The sequence below is a fragment of the Pelomonas lactea genome (genome assembly GCF_043555885.1).
In the GTDB taxonomy this organism is placed as follows: Bacteria; Pseudomonadota; Gammaproteobacteria; order Burkholderiales; family Burkholderiaceae_C; genus Pelomonas; species Pelomonas lactea.
The window spans coordinates 1-16,383 of record NZ_JBIGHX010000003.1; the positions used below are offsets into that span (position 1 = coordinate 1).

The 16,383-nt window shown below is 60.7% G+C and carries 14 protein-coding genes; 3 read left to right on the plus strand and 11 right to left on the minus strand.

Going from position 1 to position 16,383, the window contains the following annotated elements:
• From ACG04Q_RS08570 to ACG04Q_RS08580, 3 genes are all read left to right on the plus strand, one after another.
• Window positions 1-605: nucleotide sugar dehydrogenase (locus tag ACG04Q_RS08570; protein WP_394510489.1), on the plus strand; the 605-nt coding region annotated here is incomplete at its 5' end.
• Between the two features lie 10 nt (window positions 606-615).
• Complete coding sequence (locus ACG04Q_RS08575) at window positions 616-1,665, plus strand: SDR family oxidoreductase (RefSeq protein WP_394510490.1); 1,050 nt, start codon at window positions 616-618, stop codon at window positions 1,663-1,665.
• 130 nt (window positions 1,666-1,795) lie between these two features.
• The gene (locus ACG04Q_RS08580) at window positions 1,796-3,397 is read left to right on the plus strand and encodes a glucosamine inositolphosphorylceramide transferase family protein (RefSeq protein ID WP_394510491.1); all 1,602 of its coding nucleotides are present in this window, start codon (window positions 1,796-1,798) and stop codon (window positions 3,395-3,397) included.
• 57 nt (window positions 3,398-3,454) lie between these two features.
• Here the strand turns inward: ACG04Q_RS08580 and ACG04Q_RS08585 are convergent, their stop codons facing one another.
• From ACG04Q_RS08585 to ACG04Q_RS08635, 11 genes are all read right to left on the minus strand, one after another.
• The gene (locus ACG04Q_RS08585; RefSeq protein WP_394510492.1) at window positions 3,455-4,786 is read right to left on the minus strand and encodes a hypothetical protein; all 1,332 of its coding nucleotides are present in this window, start codon (window positions 4,784-4,786) and stop codon (window positions 3,455-3,457) included.
• A complete protein-coding gene (locus ACG04Q_RS08590; protein WP_394510493.1) occupies window positions 4,779-5,948 on the minus strand; it encodes a glycosyltransferase family 4 protein in 1,170 nt (389 codons plus the stop codon). Before ACG04Q_RS08590 ends, ACG04Q_RS08585 begins: the two co-directional genes overlap by 8 nt.
• Window positions 5,935-7,899, minus strand: coding sequence for an asparagine synthase (glutamine-hydrolyzing) (asnB, locus tag ACG04Q_RS08595; protein WP_394510494.1), 1,965 nt, complete (start codon window positions 7,897-7,899; stop codon window positions 5,935-5,937). Before asnB ends, ACG04Q_RS08590 begins: the two co-directional genes overlap by 14 nt.
• On the minus strand, window positions 7,887-9,026 hold the full coding sequence (locus ACG04Q_RS08600; RefSeq protein WP_394510495.1) for a glycosyltransferase family 4 protein: 1,140 nt from the start codon (window positions 9,024-9,026) through the stop codon (window positions 7,887-7,889). The genes asnB and ACG04Q_RS08600 overlap by 13 nt, the downstream gene beginning before the upstream one ends.
• A gap of 106 nt (window positions 9,027-9,132) precedes the next feature.
• The gene (locus tag ACG04Q_RS08605; protein ID WP_394510496.1) at window positions 9,133-10,194 is read right to left on the minus strand and encodes a glycosyltransferase; all 1,062 of its coding nucleotides are present in this window, start codon (window positions 10,192-10,194) and stop codon (window positions 9,133-9,135) included.
• Window positions 10,191-11,204: an EpsG family protein gene (locus ACG04Q_RS08610; protein WP_394510497.1), complete on the minus strand. Its 1,014-nt coding sequence runs from the start codon at window positions 11,202-11,204 to the stop codon at window positions 10,191-10,193. Before ACG04Q_RS08610 ends, ACG04Q_RS08605 begins: the two co-directional genes overlap by 4 nt.
• Before the next feature lie 14 nt (window positions 11,205-11,218).
• Window positions 11,219-12,334: a glycosyltransferase family 4 protein gene (locus ACG04Q_RS08615; protein ID WP_394510498.1), complete on the minus strand. Its 1,116-nt coding sequence runs from the start codon at window positions 12,332-12,334 to the stop codon at window positions 11,219-11,221.
• 28 nt (window positions 12,335-12,362) lie between these two features.
• On the minus strand, window positions 12,363-13,631 hold the full coding sequence (locus tag ACG04Q_RS08620; protein ID WP_394510499.1) for an O-antigen translocase: 1,269 nt from the start codon (window positions 13,629-13,631) through the stop codon (window positions 12,363-12,365).
• On the minus strand, window positions 13,628-14,743 hold the full coding sequence (locus ACG04Q_RS08625) for a DegT/DnrJ/EryC1/StrS family aminotransferase (protein ID WP_394510500.1): 1,116 nt from the start codon (window positions 14,741-14,743) through the stop codon (window positions 13,628-13,630). Before ACG04Q_RS08625 ends, ACG04Q_RS08620 begins: the two co-directional genes overlap by 4 nt.
• Window positions 14,740-15,270: a GNAT family N-acetyltransferase gene (locus ACG04Q_RS08630; RefSeq protein WP_394510501.1), complete on the minus strand. Its 531-nt coding sequence runs from the start codon at window positions 15,268-15,270 to the stop codon at window positions 14,740-14,742. Before ACG04Q_RS08630 ends, ACG04Q_RS08625 begins: the two co-directional genes overlap by 4 nt.
• Before the next feature lie 229 nt (window positions 15,271-15,499).
• The gene (locus tag ACG04Q_RS08635) at window positions 15,500-16,375 is read right to left on the minus strand and encodes a WxcM-like domain-containing protein (protein ID WP_394510502.1); all 876 of its coding nucleotides are present in this window, start codon (window positions 16,373-16,375) and stop codon (window positions 15,500-15,502) included.
• Window positions 16,376-16,383 lie beyond the last annotated feature (8 nt).

Here is a 16,383-nt window from a genome sequence, read left to right on the forward strand (position 1 = left end):
AGCTGGGCATCGACACCTCCGAAGTGCTGGAAGCCGCGGGCACGAAGTGGAACTTCCTGAAGTTCAAGCCGGGTCTCGTCGGCGGCCACTGCATCGGCGTGGACCCGTACTACCTGACCCACAAGGCCGACATGCTGGGCTACCACCCGCAGGTCATCCTGGCGGGCCGGCGCATCAATGACGGCATGGGCAAGTTCATCGCCGAGCAGACCATCAAGCAGATGATCGCCAGCGGCAGCTACATCAAGGGCGCGCGCGTCAACGTGCTGGGCCTGACCTTCAAGGAAAACTGCGGCGACCTGCGCAACTCAAAGGTCATCGACATCATCAACGAGCTCAAGACCTACGGCGTCGAGGTCTTCGTGACCGACGCGCAGGCGGAGGCCGAAGAGGCCATGCACGAGTACGGCGTGCGGCTGATGCCCTTCGACGACCTGCCGCGGGCGGATGCCATCGTGGCGGCGGTGTCGCACAAGGAGTACGCCGCGCTGAGCGTCGAGGACATCGGCAAGAAGCTGGTCAAGGGTGGCGCGTTCATCGACGTGAAGGCGGCGTTTGACAGTCAGGCCCTGATGGGCGCTGGCTTCCGCGTCTGGCGTTTGTAGGGAGGCTAGCATGACAGCTTACGCTTCACTACGTCAAGAACTCCGGGCTGACCCGTGCCGCTGGCTGGTCACCGGCGTAGCGGGATTCATCGGCAGTAACCTGCTTGAAACCTTGCTCCGCGAAGGTCAGCAGGTTGTTGGTTTGGATAACTTTGCCACTGGACATGCCCACAACCTCGAGCTGGTCCGTCGAGCGGTTGGCGACGGGGCATGGGCACGGTTCTCTTTCATCGAAGGTGACATCCGCGACCTCGAAACTTGCCGCCGCGCTTGTGACGGTGTTCAGCTGGTGCTGCATCAGGCAGCGCTCGGCTCGGTTCCTCGTTCGCTTCAGGACCCAATCGCCTCTAATGACACCAACGTGACAGGCTTTCTGAACATGTTGGTCGCGTCTCGCGACGCGAAGGTCAGTCGGTTCGTCTATGCGGCCAGCAGTTCGACTTACGGGGACCACCCAGCGCTGCCCAAGGTAGAGGGGGTGATTGGTAAACCGCTGTCGCCGTACGCAGTGACCAAGTACGTGAACGAGCTGTACGCGGGCGTGTTCGGTGACGCCTACGGGCTGCAGTGCATCGGACTGCGCTACTTCAACGTGTTTGGCCCGCGCCAGGATCCGAACGGCGCCTACGCGGCCGTCATCCCGAAGTGGGCTGCGGCGATCCTGGAGGGGGAGACGGTCTTCGTCAACGGAGACGGTGAGACCAGTCGCGACTTTTGCTTCGTCGATAACGCGGTGCAGGCCAATCTGTTGGCGGCGACGAGCGAGCGCGCCGATGCGATCGGTCAGGTTTACAACGTTGCAGTCGGCGACGAGACCAGTCTCAACGAGCTTTACCGTTTGCTGGTCGAAAAGCTGTCCGCCGTCTGTCCCGGATTGCAGGCCAAACCGGTCGTCTATCGCGACTTTCGTAGCGGCGACGTTCGTCACTCACGCGCCGACATCAGCAAGGCAAGAGAACGTCTTGGCTATGAACCGCAATACCGGATCGACGATGGGTTGGATGTCGTCTCGCGCTGGTACGCGACGTCGCAAAGTAGGTTCCAAGGCAATCCGCAGTAGCGCTGCGGACACGGGCGAGCGCCACCTGTTTTGAGCGAGCTTGGGCCCATGCCAGTTGAGACTCCAACTTCTTTGCGCATCGGTGCAAATCACCACTGGCCGTGGTAGCGCTACTGAATATTCCTGACTAATGATCAAGACTGCGCTGATTCTGGACCGCGAATCAATAACCGCTTGGCAGCTTAATGCTTTGGTCGATGCTGCTGCTCTTATCGATATTCGCGTTGTCTTGTCGTGCAATAATGCGAAGCAAAAGAGGTTTTTGGGGCGGAATCTTCTATATTACGTACTCAATGCGTTCTCTTTGCGAAATCGACAAACAGTAAGGCTGCGCTACGAGAATTCCAAAGGGAGGTTCGTTCACTTCGACGCAATCGACGATGGTGTCTGGCAGAAATTGCCGGCTGAGGTTGTCGATGAACTCGCAAAGGAGGGCGTGAAGCTTGTTATTAAGTTCGGGATGGGACTGCTCCGAATTGAAGGGGCTCTTGTCGATATGAACATATTGTCATACCACCATGGCGATCCGAGTGAGTTTCGGGGGCGTCCTGCCGGATTTTATGAGATCCTCCTTGGCAAGGATAGCGTCGGTACTATCGTCCAAACAATCACGAACAAGTTGGACGCAGGTCGAATCTGGGCGGTTTGTCACTCGAAAGTCAGTTTCCATTCGTATAAACAGACTTCCCTCCGCTTTTACGAGAACTCTCGACATCTGCTCAAGAAGGCGATTGTTAACCTGGCTAACGGGACGCCAGTTGACCTGCACCCCAGTGGGCCTGTCTACAAGCTTCCCAGCAACGCCCTCGTGCTCCGTTTCGCCCTGTTGCTAGGAATTCGTAAGGTATCCCGTCTCTTCTATGGTGCATTTTGGGAGAAACGTTGGAATATTGCCGTCTTTGACCGCGAGACCGTTATCTTCGATGCGCCGCTGCGGCCGGCGCAGGGGCAAGTTCCCTCGGTCGCCGCTGGATACAGCTTTTATGCCGATCCATTTTTCAGTGGCAATGGCGTGGATATTCGCGTCGAGGCCTTGAGCTCAGCGACGGGCTATGGCGAAATTATCTCGCTCGCTCGTCAAACGCTGCAGCCCATCGAAGTGCTTCTTCGCGGAGCGCACTATTCTTATCCATTCTCCTGGGTTGAAGATGGAGTGGAGTATTTGGTGCCGGAAATTGCGTCGCATTCCGCTCCGATGTTGCTGCGCCGAGAGGGGCGCGATCTCGTGCCGCTCCCGATTAAGGGTCTGGAGAAATTGAGAATCCTGGATGGCACTATTTTCAAGCACCAGGACCACTATTATTTACTCGGTGGGTCGACACAGGCGGCAGAGGATTGCTTAGATCTTTACGTCAGTCCGTCGTTGCTCGGAGAATTTCGGCCGCACCCCGGCAATCCGGTAGTGATCGATCCCAAGCGCGGACGAATGGCTGGCCGCGTTGTGCGCCTTGGTGACAGCCTAGTTCGGTTCGGTCAGGACAATACGCGCCAATACGGCGACGGAGTCACCGTTTGCGAGATCATCAAACTGTCGCCGACCGAATACGAAGAGCGGGTGCTACGGAAAATCCGTTTCGACGGAGTATCAGGACCGCACACTGTCGATGTGGTGCCAGGAGGCGCGGTCCTGGATTTCTACGTAGACAGGTTTTCACTGCTCGCGTGGTATCGCCGGCTCGCGCCGCGGGTGCTGAAGCGGCTTCGTTCGAAGGGGCCTGTGCGGTCGCGTTGAAAGAGTCGCCGAGCGACCGAAGCGGCACGGTGCGTGCCGCCGTGTCGCCCGCGCAGATCAGACGCCGAAGTACCCCGAAACTGTGCTATGCAGCGCGCTCACATGAGCTCCCTGCTTCGGTGCGTAAGGCGCAACACCGGGCGTGAAGTAGGCGAAGCCCAGGCCCTGGTGCATCCCGTTCTTGATGGCAACGAAAGCGACGTGGTCGGCCATCCGAAGCGTTCGCTTGTCGACCTCGACCGTCACGGATTGGTCGATCTCGTGCGGGTACGTGAGGGTGACGAAGAGGCTGTCACCTCGGTTGTCGATGTCCTTGAACAAGGGTTCGTCATCGTTGCTAACTCGCAGTGCACGCAACAACCGCTCAGCACTGGTCGCTTGCTCGGTCGAGTCGAACTCGATCAGGAAGTCACGCGTCATGCGTGGATGCACTGCCTTGAAGCTCATGCCGATCCTGGCGAGGAAGTCGGCGTGATCCTTGAGCCGGTAATAAAACTTGATCCGGTCGTAAGGCAGTTGCGAAAGCCCCGTTGCGACGATGAGCTCCGACGTACTGTCGGCAAGTGCGTCCGCGACCAGCCTGTCGTAGATCTCCAGCATCTCGGCCACGGGGTCCTCCTTTGACGATACGTACCAGCTCGGGTTCTGCAACTGGGTCGTGGCCTTCAGCGGCGCGGCGTTCAGGAAGTAGTGATGCTGGATATGCGCCCCTGCGTTCAGGAACAGCGCTGAGAAGTCGGGTCGAGTGCGTCGGTGCAGGCTGTGGTGAACGTCGCTGAGCAGCAGATCAAGCAGCAAGGCCTTTCGCCACGAGGCCCCCCGCGCCTTGGACATCAGGCGCAGATATAGCGGCCAATGCTTGGGGCGTGCGAAACGCAGCAGCGCCAAAGCCAGGTAAAGGGCGCTGGACCGCGACACCTTGGCCTGCGAGTTGTCGTTGACCACCTGCGAAACCGCTTGCGCCAGCTTGCGACTCCAGAATGAGCCGTCATCCTTGGTCTTGGTCCAGGGATCGGGGATGAAGTAGGCCGGTCGCTTGAGCCGGTTGTCGGCATTGATCGGTGAGATGGCGCCGACCTTGAGTCCGGCCGATTCCAGGCGTTCAAAGATTTGTTCGGCAGTGCTGTTGACGCTGTCGCCAAGCCGAAAGACCTGATGTCCGGCGTAGTCCCGGCCGGTGTAGACCGATACCCATTGGATCCACGGCTCCAGCGCTTCGTACTCTTGCTCGGCGGCGGTTCTCACACCGGGGCCTTGCATCAACCGCTGCAACGCTGGAAAGCGTCCTGGCGCCACGGCGATGTACTTCGCGACCACATCGAAGTTGATCTCGTTGAGCTCGACGAAGACGAGGCTCTTGCAGCGACCTGATTGCTTGGCGTTAGACATGTTGGAGAAGCTCCTCGTAGATGGTCATGGTCTGGTTCAGCACGGCGTCGACGCCAAAGCGCTCGACGGCGAGTTCACGTCCTTTTGCGCCAAAGCGTTCACGCAGTGGGCTGTCGTTGCACAGCGTGCGCAATGCGCTCGCGAGCGATGGCACATCCCGCACGGGAACGAGCAATCCGCTCTCGCCGGGCAAGATGGCTTCTCTGCACCCGACCGTGTCTGTGGTGATCACCGCGCACGAGGCGGCTGCCGCCTCGAGCAAGGCCTTGGGCATGCCCTCTCGGTAGGAAGGCAGGCAGACGATTGCGGCGCGCGCGTACAGCGGACGCATGTCATCCACATGACCTGCCCACTCAACAACACCTTCCGCTACCCATCGGCCGAGTTGGTCTGCACTGATGCTGGAGGGATTGTTATAGCCCGCTGCGCCGGCGAGCAGGAAGCGCCAGCCGGGCAATGCCGACTTCACGCTGCGCACCGCGTCGACGAACTCGGCCACGCCCTTGTCGTAAAGCATCCGCGCTGGCAACAGCACAAGCTGTTCCTTCTGATCTTGATGCGTACCGGCGTAGTCCTGCAGTGCAACCCCCGATCCCGGGATGAGGCGGATCGCACGATCGTTCGTCAAGCCGGCCGCCACAAGTTGCGCATGGTCATCACGATTCTGGACGATCACACGGACGTTCGGATGGCCATAGGCGAACCTTGCAAGGCAGCCGTAAATTGCGGCGATCGCACGGCGGCTGAGGCTGGGTTTGCCGGTGTCGGTGTGCAGAAAGCCCATGCCCGAGACGGCCAGCACCAGCGCGGGTGTCCTGCACAACCGCGCGACGAGACCGCCATAGAGCAAGCCCTTCGGTGAGGCGCAGTGGATGAGATCCGGACTCAGTCGCAGAACATGCCAAATCATGCACGCCAGCGCCAGCAGTTCGTGCAGCGGATTGACCCCCGCGCTGGTGAACGGCACCCGGATGTGGCGGATGCCGGCCTCCATGAGGACCGACTCCGCGCTGCTCTCCATCGTTTCGCTCCCCGCCTGACCGGACAGCAGCGAGACCTTGAATCCGCGGCGTCGTGCCTCCAGGGCCAGCACCAAACGGTGCGACACGAAGAACGCAGCGTTGTTGATGACGTACAGGACGCGGGGTTCAGACACGTTCATGGTCCAACCAGGCCTGGAACATCAGCACATCCCAAAGCTGGTAGTGCCAGTTGCGCGAACCTGACAGATGCTCTTGCCATTTGCGCCGGATCGGCGCTGGATCGAAGAAACCCTCTCGGCGCAGGCGACTTTCATCCAGCAGCGCCTCAGCCCAGTCCTTCAGCGAGGTCCGCAGCCACATGTCCAGCGGCACGCCAAAGCCCATCTTGGGGCGCTCGATCAGGGCCTTGGGTACGTGCCGGTACAGCAACTGGCGCAGCACCCACTTCGACGTGGAGTCCCGCAGCTTGTAGTCCAGTGGCAGACGCCAGGCGAACTCCACGAGACGGTGGTCCAGCATCGGCACGCGGGTCTCCAGCGACACCCCCATCGCGGCGCGGTCGACCTTGACCAGGATGTCGTCGGGCAGGTAGCTGACGGCATCCAGGGCCATCATTTTCTCGATACCCGTCAAGGCGTCGAACTGCCCGGATGTCAGTCGCGTAGCCGGCTCGCTGCCATCTCGCACGATCTCCGCTGGTTGCATCCAATGGGATACAAGACTGCGGTAGAGCTCGTCTTGCGTCTGGTGCGCAAGCACCTGCGCTCCCTTGTGCAGGCGGTCCCCGAGGTTGGCTATTCGCAGCGCCTGAGGCAGCAGAGGGCGAAGGGGCCTCAGCATTCCGTTCCATGCACCGGGCGGTACCGAGGTGATGGCAGCCGCTCCCATACGACGCAGGCTGGTGGGGCAGCGCGAGATGCGGCCCCACAGACGGTGGGTCCATGTGTATCTGCCGTAACCGGCGAACAGTTCGTCTCCCGCGTCACCGGACAGCGACACCGTCACATGCTGCCGGGCCAGCTCGGAAACCAGGTAGGTCGGGATCTGGGATGAGTCGGAGAACGGCTCACAGTACAGCGAGGCGAGTTTGGGGACGACATCCAGTGCCTTGGGTGCCGGTACGTACAGCTCGGTGTGCTCGGTGCCGAGGTGACGGGCCACGGCCTTGGCGTGTACCGCCTCGTTATAGCCTTCTTCGTTGAAGCCGATCGTGAACGTCTTGACGGGGCGACTGGACTGCGCTTGCATCAGCGCCACGACGGTCGACGAATCGATGCCACCCGAGAGGAAGGCGCCGAGCGGCACGTCAGCCATCATCTGACGCTTGATGGAGGCGCTCAGCAGGCTCTCCAACTCGTCGACGGCTTCCGCCGGGCTGCCTTGGAATGGCGACGCGCGACCTTGTTCAACCGCTTCAGCCACCGACCAGTAGGCCTGGATTCGCGGTTCACGGGCTCGCAGCGAAACGCTGAGGATCTCGCCGGGTTCAAGCTTCCGGATGCCCTCGTGAATCGAATAGGGTGCCGGGATGCAGTTGTGGCGCAGCAGTAGCGTCAGCGCGCCGCGGTCAATACCTGCGCTGAACGCGGGATGGGCCTTGAGGGCCTTCAGTTCCGAGGCGAACAGGAAGGTCGCGGCGTTGCCGGTGCCTTGCCAGCCGTAGTAGAGCGGCTTTTCCCCCAGGCGGTCGCGAACCAGACTCAGCTGCTTGGTCTGGCGGTCCCAGACAGCAATGGCGAACATGCCGGTGCAGGCCCGAACCGTACGCTCCAACCCCCAGGCGTCAAGGCAGGCCAGCATCGTCTCGGTGTCGGAGTGCCCGCGCCATGCTGGCGCATCGCCAGAGGCCTCCAACTGCTCGCGAAGTTCGATGTGGTTGTAGATTTCGCCGTTGAACACCGTCATGTAGCGCCCCGACGGCGCGGCCATCGGCTGGTGGCCGGCGGGTGACAGATCGACGATGGCCAGGCGGCGGTGTCCGAATCCGATCTGGTCATCGGCATCGAACCAGTAGCCATCACTGTCCGGTCCGCGTGTCACGATACGGTCGGCCATCCGCCGTAGCGTCGACGTTGCCGAATCCCGATCAGGAAAAGTGGTGCTTCCCAGGAAGCCGACTACACCGCACACGCGCTCTCTCCTTGGTCTTCTTTGCCGTCATAGACCTGCTCGAACTTCCTGCAGGTCGCCTCAATTGAGTAGTGATCCGCGATGCGCTGTCGCCCTGCATCGACACGTGCGGCGCGCTCCTCGGCGCTCCACCGCAACACTTGCTCCAAGCCCGCAGCTAGGGCCTCGGAGTCCTCCGGCGGCACGACGATACCGCAGTCCCCCAGCACAACCCTGACATCGCCGACATCGGTGGCAACGCAGGGAATGCCGACGCCCATCGCCTCGCCCAGAACGTTGGGGAAACCTTCGGTCTTGGATGGGAGGCAAAAGACGTCCATCGCGCCGAGGCAGGCAGGAACGTCGGAGCGCTCGCCAAGCATCAGCACGCGCCCCTGCAGGCCAAGATCTTGAATCCATCCGGCGAGGGTAGGGTTGCCATCAACCAGCTCGCGCCCCACCATCAACAAGCGCAATTCATGCCCTTGTTGAATCAGTCGTGCGCCAGCGCGCAGGAAGTTGAGCGGATCCTTGTCGTCGTGGAATCGGCCGACGCAACCGATCGCTATGTCGCCACGGCGCAGCCCGAATTCCAGCCGAATAGCCTCGCGAGAAGCCCAGCCGTGGCGGAGCCTGTCCATCTGGAAGCCATTCGGGATGACCAAAGACTTTGTGGACGCGTAACCGAGCCCTTCGTGGAGCCGCCGAGATGCGTTAGCGGCGTAAACGATTCGCGCGGGGATCTTTGTGGACAGGCGCGCGCAGCAGCTGCGAATCCATCGGGTCACGCTACTGCCCGACTGCGGCAGCTCGGTAGTGCGAACGCTCCACACCACCCTGATGCCCAATGCCTTCGCGACAAGCCCACCAAGGAAGTCGGCGTGATACATCCATGTCTGAACCACATCAGGCTGCTCTTGCCGCAAGAGTGCCGCCAACCTGGCCGCCGTTCTCAGGATCGACAGCGGGGACCCCATGCCCAACGCGCGCACCTCGATACCCTGGGCACGCAGGATCGCCCCCATCTCGCCAACAGTGCTGAGTGAGACCACCAGGTGGTCGCGTGCTGACGAGGTTTCGATCAGCTTGCGCAGCATCGACTCGGCGCCGCCTACCTTCAGGCTAGAAATGACATGAACTACCTTCACGCTGCGTGAACTCCATACCAGTCGTTGGTCTGCCACCTCGGGCCGCCCCCAATCCTCCAAGAGGAGTTGAACGTTCTGGCTTGATTCGCGGGCATGACGATTCCGATCACCGTTCGCCGACGTTGCGCAGCAAAGCTGCGAGGCGTGGTGTGATGACGTCTTGTGAGAAATTCAGCTCGACGATGCGACGTCCGGTCTTCCCCATGTCCGACGAGCGTTGTCGGTCAAACAACAAGGTTGTCAATGCATCAACCCATTCGTCGGTACTGGTTGCCGCAAGACCGCAGTCTCCTAAAGCGAGTACCTCCCGGTTCATTCCGACTGGCGACACGACAACCGGCACGCCTACCGCCATGTAGGTCAGCATCTTGAAGCTGCACTTACCGCGACTCCAGGGTGTGTCGCTCAGCGGCATGATGCCGATCGTGAACGACTGCAGCCCCTGAACCTCAGTCTCTGCCTGCCAGCGCGTGAACCGCAGTTGCTTCGCCGGGAGCATCGGAAGCGTGGGCGCTCGGTCGGCGATGACCGAGAAGATCGCATCCGGGAAATGCTCCAAAACGATGCGAAGCGGTTCTTGGATTGACTCGAGGTAGGCGAAGCCGCTGGACGAGCCAGACCATCCAATGACCGGCCGGGTGGTGTCTGCAGCGGCCGGCACAGGCACAAAGCGCGACGCATCCACTGCCGTCGGCAAGATCGCCACGGGTCCGAGCGCCGAGAAATGGTCGGCAAGGAAGGAATTGCCGCAAATGATCAGTGCGGCGCGCCGCGCGATCGAGTCGACCAGACGTCCGCGCTTGTGCAGGAACACGGCATCGTCGACGTCGAGCACGACCGGTCGTCGGATCAGCCGCTCCGCCGTGTGGAGTGTTGAGACGAGCTCTCGCTGCAGCAGGCATACATCGGCGTCGTTCGCACGCCAAGCACGCCGAGCTGCATCGGCGACCGCCCGTGGAAGCCAGCCAACTCGTTGCAGCGTGCCGTCCGGCGGGTAGGCCCCGTACCGTGCGGGCTGATGGTCGACATCGATGCCCAGGCGGGAAAGATCCTCGATGTGCTGCTCAACGCGGAAGCGAGTGCTCGGAACGCGCATCCCCTGCGTCAGCGCCGCTACCCGCAGGCGTGCCGCTGTCGTGCAGGTCATGGGCTTGTCGGTAAGACTCATATCAGGATCGCCCAGGTACTTCGCACTAGATTGGCCAGAGATAGCAGTGCAATCAGGGTGCACCAGGAGGCGACCCGAAGTGCTTGGGCCTTGGCGCGGACCTCGCCATCGCGGGCGATCATCTGCAGTAGCAGCAATACCCACCCCAACTCCATCACGCGAGTCGACGCGGTCACGACGGGGATCGCAAGAAGGAGTGACGCTCCCACCATGAAGTAAGTCGTTCGGAGCCAGTCCTCAGTCAAGAGGAGGTGTCGTGCCGGAGTCCGGCCCTTGAGGCTCCTGGATAGAAGCAGCAGACATAGTAAGGTCACCACCGGCATGCCAAGGGCGAAGAGCGTGCCACGGTTGTCCAGGTAGTGGGAGTAACGCGCATCGTCCTGGAGCAGAGCGAGCAATAGCGGGCTGAAGAGGGTGGCGAGCACCAGCAAGCCGACCAACGTTGCGCGCCAATGGCGCGCCCAGATCCGACCCGCGCTGACGAAGATCACCGACATATGGCTGGCCAGGCCCAGCGCCACCCACCAGACTCTCCAGGGCCAACGACGGATCGCCAGATAGCCCAACATCGTCAGACCCATGGCGAGACCCGCGCGGATGGCGGCGAACTCGAGCCCAGGTGCGATGAAGATGGCGTACACCGCCATGAACAGCGCTCTTCGCCCAGGGATCACGGAGGTCGCGATCACCTTGGTCATCGCCGCCAACACGGCAACGATCAGAAACACCAATTGCGTGTCATCCGATAGCGCGCCGGCGGTCTCAATGATGAACAGGAAAAGCGGATCCTTGGCCGCGAAGAGCCGAATTGCGAGGTCCTCATCAGCCAATTGCCTGGTGTTCTCGACGATGAGAACGTATTCCTCGCGGTCGAATCCGCCGGTGTAAAGGCCGGCACAGCCCGCCATGACTGCTCCGATCAGCCACGCCAGCGCGGAGTCCCATCGCGGCGCCAAGCGCGCCAGCAGCGCAGCGATGATCGATATCGAGACGAGGAGTGCGAGAACCATGTTGCGCGTGCCGCTCAGTCGTGGGACAGCTTCGCCGCGTTGGAGAACTGATCCAGGAAGTCCTTCGCGACCTGTTGCCACGAGAACCTCTGTACCGCTGAATGCGCCAAGTCCAGCCGTCGCTCGAGTTCGTGAGCGGGCGTTGCCACGATGTTCAGAATGGCGTCGGCAACGGCATCGCTGTCGCGCACCGGCACCAGCCAACTGTTGTCCGCGGACGCTGGTAGGTAACCGGTCGTGACGACCGGCGTGCCGGACGCCATGGCTTCCAGGACAGGGTAATGGCAAGCGCCGAGCTGGACCGTGCCTGGCGCAGCCAGGATGTCCACAGATCGGTAGTAGGCCGCTAGTTCCGCGTCGCCTCGGGGTGCAACCACCTCGATGCCTGGGCGCTGCGCCCAGCCGTCCGGTAAGTTGCCGAAGGCAACTCGCAACCTGAAGCGAGGATCCAGTGCATGCAGTCGGGTGAAGGCCTCCAGAACATGGATCGTTCCTTTAGTGGCTTCCTTGCGACCGATGGTCCCGATCACGATCGGCGTGTCGCGGTCGCTGAAATGCGGTATTGCGCTGCGCCTGTGGAAGACAGACACGTCCAAGCCTGGCGGGATCCAACTGGTCGCGCGGATCGACCGGTGGCCGACGTAGATGGGGGCATTGGCAATTTGATGGAGTGCAAGGCTGTAGCTCCACTCCGAGAACCGGCGAAGCACTTTAGACTTCCAGCCGGATTCCAGCGCGAAGTACTCCGGTTCGTAGGCTTGGACGTAGTAGAACTTTCGGGCATTCCCTGCGCGGGCGAACCGCACTGGCCACGCAGTCAACGAGTGGTTGGCAAGGATGACGTCGTAGTTGGTGCCAATCTGATTGAGGCCGTGATACATGCCCTGGTAGATCGACAGGCCATTGCCGGAAGACGCAAACGCCGACTCGTCGGGCGCCGGCCCATCGACCAGTCCCCGCTCGTCGAATCGATGCACGCCCGCATCGGTAGGAAAATAGGGCTTCGGCGACCTGGCATCCACCAGAAAGTCCGTTGGATGTCCGGCGGCTGTCCATGCACTGGCGAGCCGTGACAGCACGCGGCCGCCACCGCCATGCCCGAAGTTCGTGATCGGAATCAGGATTCTCATGTTCGGCAGATCGAGTCGGTGTCGCGCTTCAAGGGGGGGGCACGCGACCGAGCCTCGCCATCAGGCTGCGGACCACGAACCACATGGTCACGCCATAGATTGCGTAGGTGAGCGCATAGCCCAATGCGGCGCCGCGGAGCCCCATGGAATCGGAGAACCAGACGGTGAGGCTGGTCAGGAGGACCGCGAAGAGGACCTCGGTGACCACGTAGACCTTGGTCTGGCCGTGGCTCAGCATGGTGTAGGCCGGGACCAAGCTGATCACCTTGAGGACGTCTCCAAGCAGCTGGTACCCGAAGGCATCCAGCATGGGCAGGAATCGTTCGCTCAAAAGCAGTTCCACGATGTCGTTGCGGCCCAGGAACAAAAGTGCGGACGTCGTCAGCACCAGTGGCGTCACGAAGGCCAGGCCGCGGCGCAACTCCCGGCGCAGCTCGTTCGGATCCTGAATCTCAGCGAAGCGAGGCAGGAAGTAGACCGAGAGCGTTGATGTCAGCAGGAGCAGATGCGTCTCGCTGATCTTCCATAACGCCTGCCACAAGCCGGCGGTGGACCAGCCAAAGTTGTCCGCCAGGTGATCGCGCATCAGCATCTGGGCCAGCGGGATGGTGATGGCACTCGTCAGACCCATGATCGCGAAGCGGCCCAAGCCGCGCGACAAAGCCGGATCCAGGCGGCCGAACAGGCTGCGCAACGATGCGCGGACCGCGCGGCGGAAGATCAACAGGGTGGCCACGAATGCCAGTGATTGGCTGATGGCCAGGGCTGCCAGTGCGCCGTTTAATCCATGCCAGCTGACGAGACCGATCGCGGTCAACGCACTGATCAAGCTGCCGGCGATGTTGGCAAGCACCAGGCTCCGAAGCTGCTTGAGGCCATTGAGGATGGCGACCAGCAAGGCATTGAGTACTATGAACGCCAGCGCAACAGCCAGCAGAACCACCAGCCAGGAGCGGCCGGCGTCCGCAATTGACCACATGGCCAGCGGGCGCTGGAACACCAGCAGCAGCAGCGAGGTCGCCAGCGACACGATCAAGCCCAGCGTTGCCGCAGTCCGCCAAGCCTCATGCTGGCGGTTCTCTTGCCCACCAAACTCCGCAGTGTACTTCACGACCCCGTTGGTCACGGGGGCGCTGGCAAACGCCACCACCATGCTGGCAAAACTCTGGAACTGTCCGATGACCCCGTAGCCTTGCGGCCCGACCATCACCGCCAGTACCTTGTTGAGGACCAGCGCCGTCAGCAGGCGAGTCAGGACTGCGATGCCATTCAGCAGCGTCGTGCCGGTCAGCGTCATCCGTGAGCCAGCGACTCGACAGCGGCACGAACCTTGGCGATGACTTCATCGACTTGGTCAAGGCTCATCACCGGCGATATGGGCAGGCTGATCACCTCACGATGCAAACGCTCAGAGACAGGTAGAGAACCTGCAGCGATGCCCAGAGGTTCATAGGCCGGCTGCAGATGCGGCGGGATCGGGTAGTGGATGACGGTACCGATACCCGCCGCTGAAAGGGCCTTTGCAAATGCCTCCCGACGCGGGTGTCGGACAACAAAAAGATGCCAAGCCGACTGGCAATCCAGATGGATGTGAGGCAATTGCAGGTCGATTCCAGCCAGGCCCTGCAGGTACCGCTCGGCGATCAGCGCGCGGTGGCCATTCTCCGAGTCCAGTTGTGGCAATTTGACGCGCAGCAACGCGGCCTGCAATTCGTCGAGGCGTGAGTTGTAGCCGATCACCTCGTTGTGATACTTGACCTTGGAGCCGTAATTGCGCAGTTCTCGGATCGATGCGGCGAGTGCCGAATCATTGGTCGTGATCGCACCGCCATCGCCCAGGGCGCCAAGGTTTTTGCCCGGATAGAAGCTCCAGGCCACGATGTCGCCATGCGCACCCAGTCGCTCGCCTTTGTAGCGGGCACCATGAGCCTGGGCGCCGTCCTCCACGACCTTCAGGCCGTGCTGCCGCGCGAATGCCAGGATCGGATCTAGTTCAACAGGCTGACCATACAAGTGAACCGGCATGATGACCTTGGTGCGCGGCGTAAGGGCTGCTGACAGCCGCTTGGGATCAATGTTCGCGGTTCGATCGTCTGGCTCGACAGGTACGGGAGTCGCCCCGACATGGCTGACGGCCAGCCATGTGGCGATGTATGTGTTGGACGGAACCAAAACTTCATCACCAGGACCTACACCGAGCGCCCGCAGAGCAAGGGTCAGCGCATCCAAACCATTGGCAACGCCGACACATTCATGAGCGCCGCAGTATTCAGCGTACTCCCTTTCGAAAGCCGCCAAATCATTGCCCATGATGTACCAGCCCGAATCGAGCACTCGCTCGAAGGCCGACACCAGGTCACTACGGTGGGCTTGATTTATTGATTTGAGGTCGAGAAAGGGTACGGTCATGAAAGCATGCTTTCTAGTTTGGCTCTTTGCGATTCGACTGCAGATTTTGAGATGGTGTAATAGTAGAAGGTTTCATCTTCACTAACCCTCTCTGCGCCCATTCTCTCGTGGAATCTGCTAACGCTCTGGTTGCCTTTCATCACTTCAAAATGCGATTGATTGCACTCGAGCGCATTAAAGCCGAATTTGTACACTAGCAACGCGGATTCAATGGCCGCGAGACGAGTTTTGTTTTCGTTGAGAATCCAGCTGCCCCAGCTGAATGAATTGCCTTTTAAGTCATAGATCCGTACTGTTCCACATCGAATGCCATCAGCCCGCTCGATGATGAAATAAAATTGCTTGCCAACTGCCTCCTCTTTCTTGTAGCTTTCAAGCCATTCAATCTGTTGCTGAATGTTCGGTGAGACAGGCGAAAGATAGGTGTTCAAATTTTCATTGAGGCGTAGCTGAAGGATGAACTCCGCATCGGATGTTTCAACCAGACGCATACGGATTGATTTCAGTTGAAGGTCGAACTTGTTCATTTTGGCTTTGCGGTTGAAACTTAGGCACTTCGAGGCTGATCAACTACGCGGTGTTCAGCGGCTCACTCAAATTGGAACTTGAGGCCTAATTTACGCCAGGCGGAATGCGGTGACTGCGTTTAGTCTTCATAAAGGGCCATCCAATTTTTGTGTTGCCCCTGCATCGTGATTTGATAATTTCGAATGGCGATGGGAAGTCGGCAAAAGAACTTTCACCACTGGTCGTGAGTCAACGCACCATTTCGCGAGCTTTCAGCTCTGCTTCAAATGCTTCATATTCTCTGATGTAGTCTTTTGAGTCGTAGAAATGCGACGCAAAAACTAGAAGAACGGCGTCGGATGAGTATTTGTACTGCACCCCCCAAGTCATCGGTGGCAGGTAGACGCCTTTGCTCGGTTCATCGAGCAAAATCTCGACGCGTTTATGTCCATCATCGGCAACCACTGAGCAGTTCCCGTGAACGCAAATGAGAAACTGGTGGCACTCGCGATGGGCGTGTTCACCCCGAATCTCCCGGCTGGGCACGCCGAAAACCATGAAGTAGCGTTGCGGCGTGAACGGAACTTGACGGTCGAACTCGCCGACGGTCAGGTTGCCGCGCAGGTCGGGGTGAACGAGGAATCGATGCACGGTCACGCCCCTGACATTCGTCTGCTCCACGGACGTGACGCGTCGGCCTGATGACTCGGCCTTGAGCGCGTTGTCTATCTCGGTGTCCACGTAGCCAACGATCATGGCCGGGTTGCCCTCGACGATTGCACAGGGCGGTACCGAGCGCGTCACGACCGCGCCGGGCCGGATCTCGCTGCGCGCAGCCAGTGTCACGCCAGCGCAAATCGTCGCATTCGCTCCGATCCGCACACCGGCCTGCACCGTGATCCGGGTTTCTTCCAGGGCATCGCTGCCAGCCTCCAGCGTCGCGTTGGGACCAACCATGACGTCAGCATCGAGCCAGGCGCCCGCACCTAGGTGCGCGCCACTGCACACGACGCAGCGTGCGCCGACAACGCAGCCTGCCTCGATCACGGCGCCAGGGTCAATCGTGGCGAGTGGATCGACGGCGGCGTCGGCGAGCGGCGCCGGATGATGCGAGGCAGATGACATGATTGCTA

Bases quoted from the DNA above. Each gene is read 5' to 3' on its own strand.
- ACG04Q_RS08585 (WP_394510492.1), bottom strand. From the start codon at position 4,786: ATGTCTAACGCCAAGCAATCAGGTCGCTGCAAGAGCCTCGTCTTCGTC.
- ACG04Q_RS08620 (WP_394510499.1), bottom strand. From the start codon at position 13,631: ATGACGCTGACCGGCACGACGCTGCTGAATGGCATCGCAGTCCTGACT.
- ACG04Q_RS08615 (WP_394510498.1), bottom strand. From the start codon at position 12,334: ATGAGAATCCTGATTCCGATCACGAACTTCGGGCATGGCGGTGGCGGC.
- ACG04Q_RS08580 (WP_394510491.1), top strand. From the start codon at position 1,796: ATGATCAAGACTGCGCTGATTCTGGACCGCGAATCAATAACCGCTTGG.
- ACG04Q_RS08630 (WP_394510501.1), bottom strand. From the start codon at position 15,270: ATGAACAAGTTCGACCTTCAACTGAAATCAATCCGTATGCGTCTGGTT.
- ACG04Q_RS08635 (WP_394510502.1), bottom strand. From the start codon at position 16,375: ATGTCATCTGCCTCGCATCATCCGGCGCCGCTCGCCGACGCCGCCGTC.
- ACG04Q_RS08590 (WP_394510493.1), bottom strand. From the start codon at position 5,948: ATGAACGTGTCTGAACCCCGCGTCCTGTACGTCATCAACAACGCTGCG.
- ACG04Q_RS08605 (WP_394510496.1), bottom strand. From the start codon at position 10,194: ATGAGTCTTACCGACAAGCCCATGACCTGCACGACAGCGGCACGCCTG.
- ACG04Q_RS08610 (WP_394510497.1), bottom strand. From the start codon at position 11,204: ATGGTTCTCGCACTCCTCGTCTCGATATCGATCATCGCTGCGCTGCTG.
- ACG04Q_RS08625 (WP_394510500.1), bottom strand. From the start codon at position 14,743: ATGACCGTACCCTTTCTCGACCTCAAATCAATAAATCAAGCCCACCGT.
- ACG04Q_RS08575 (WP_394510490.1), top strand. From the start codon at position 616: ATGACAGCTTACGCTTCACTACGTCAAGAACTCCGGGCTGACCCGTGC.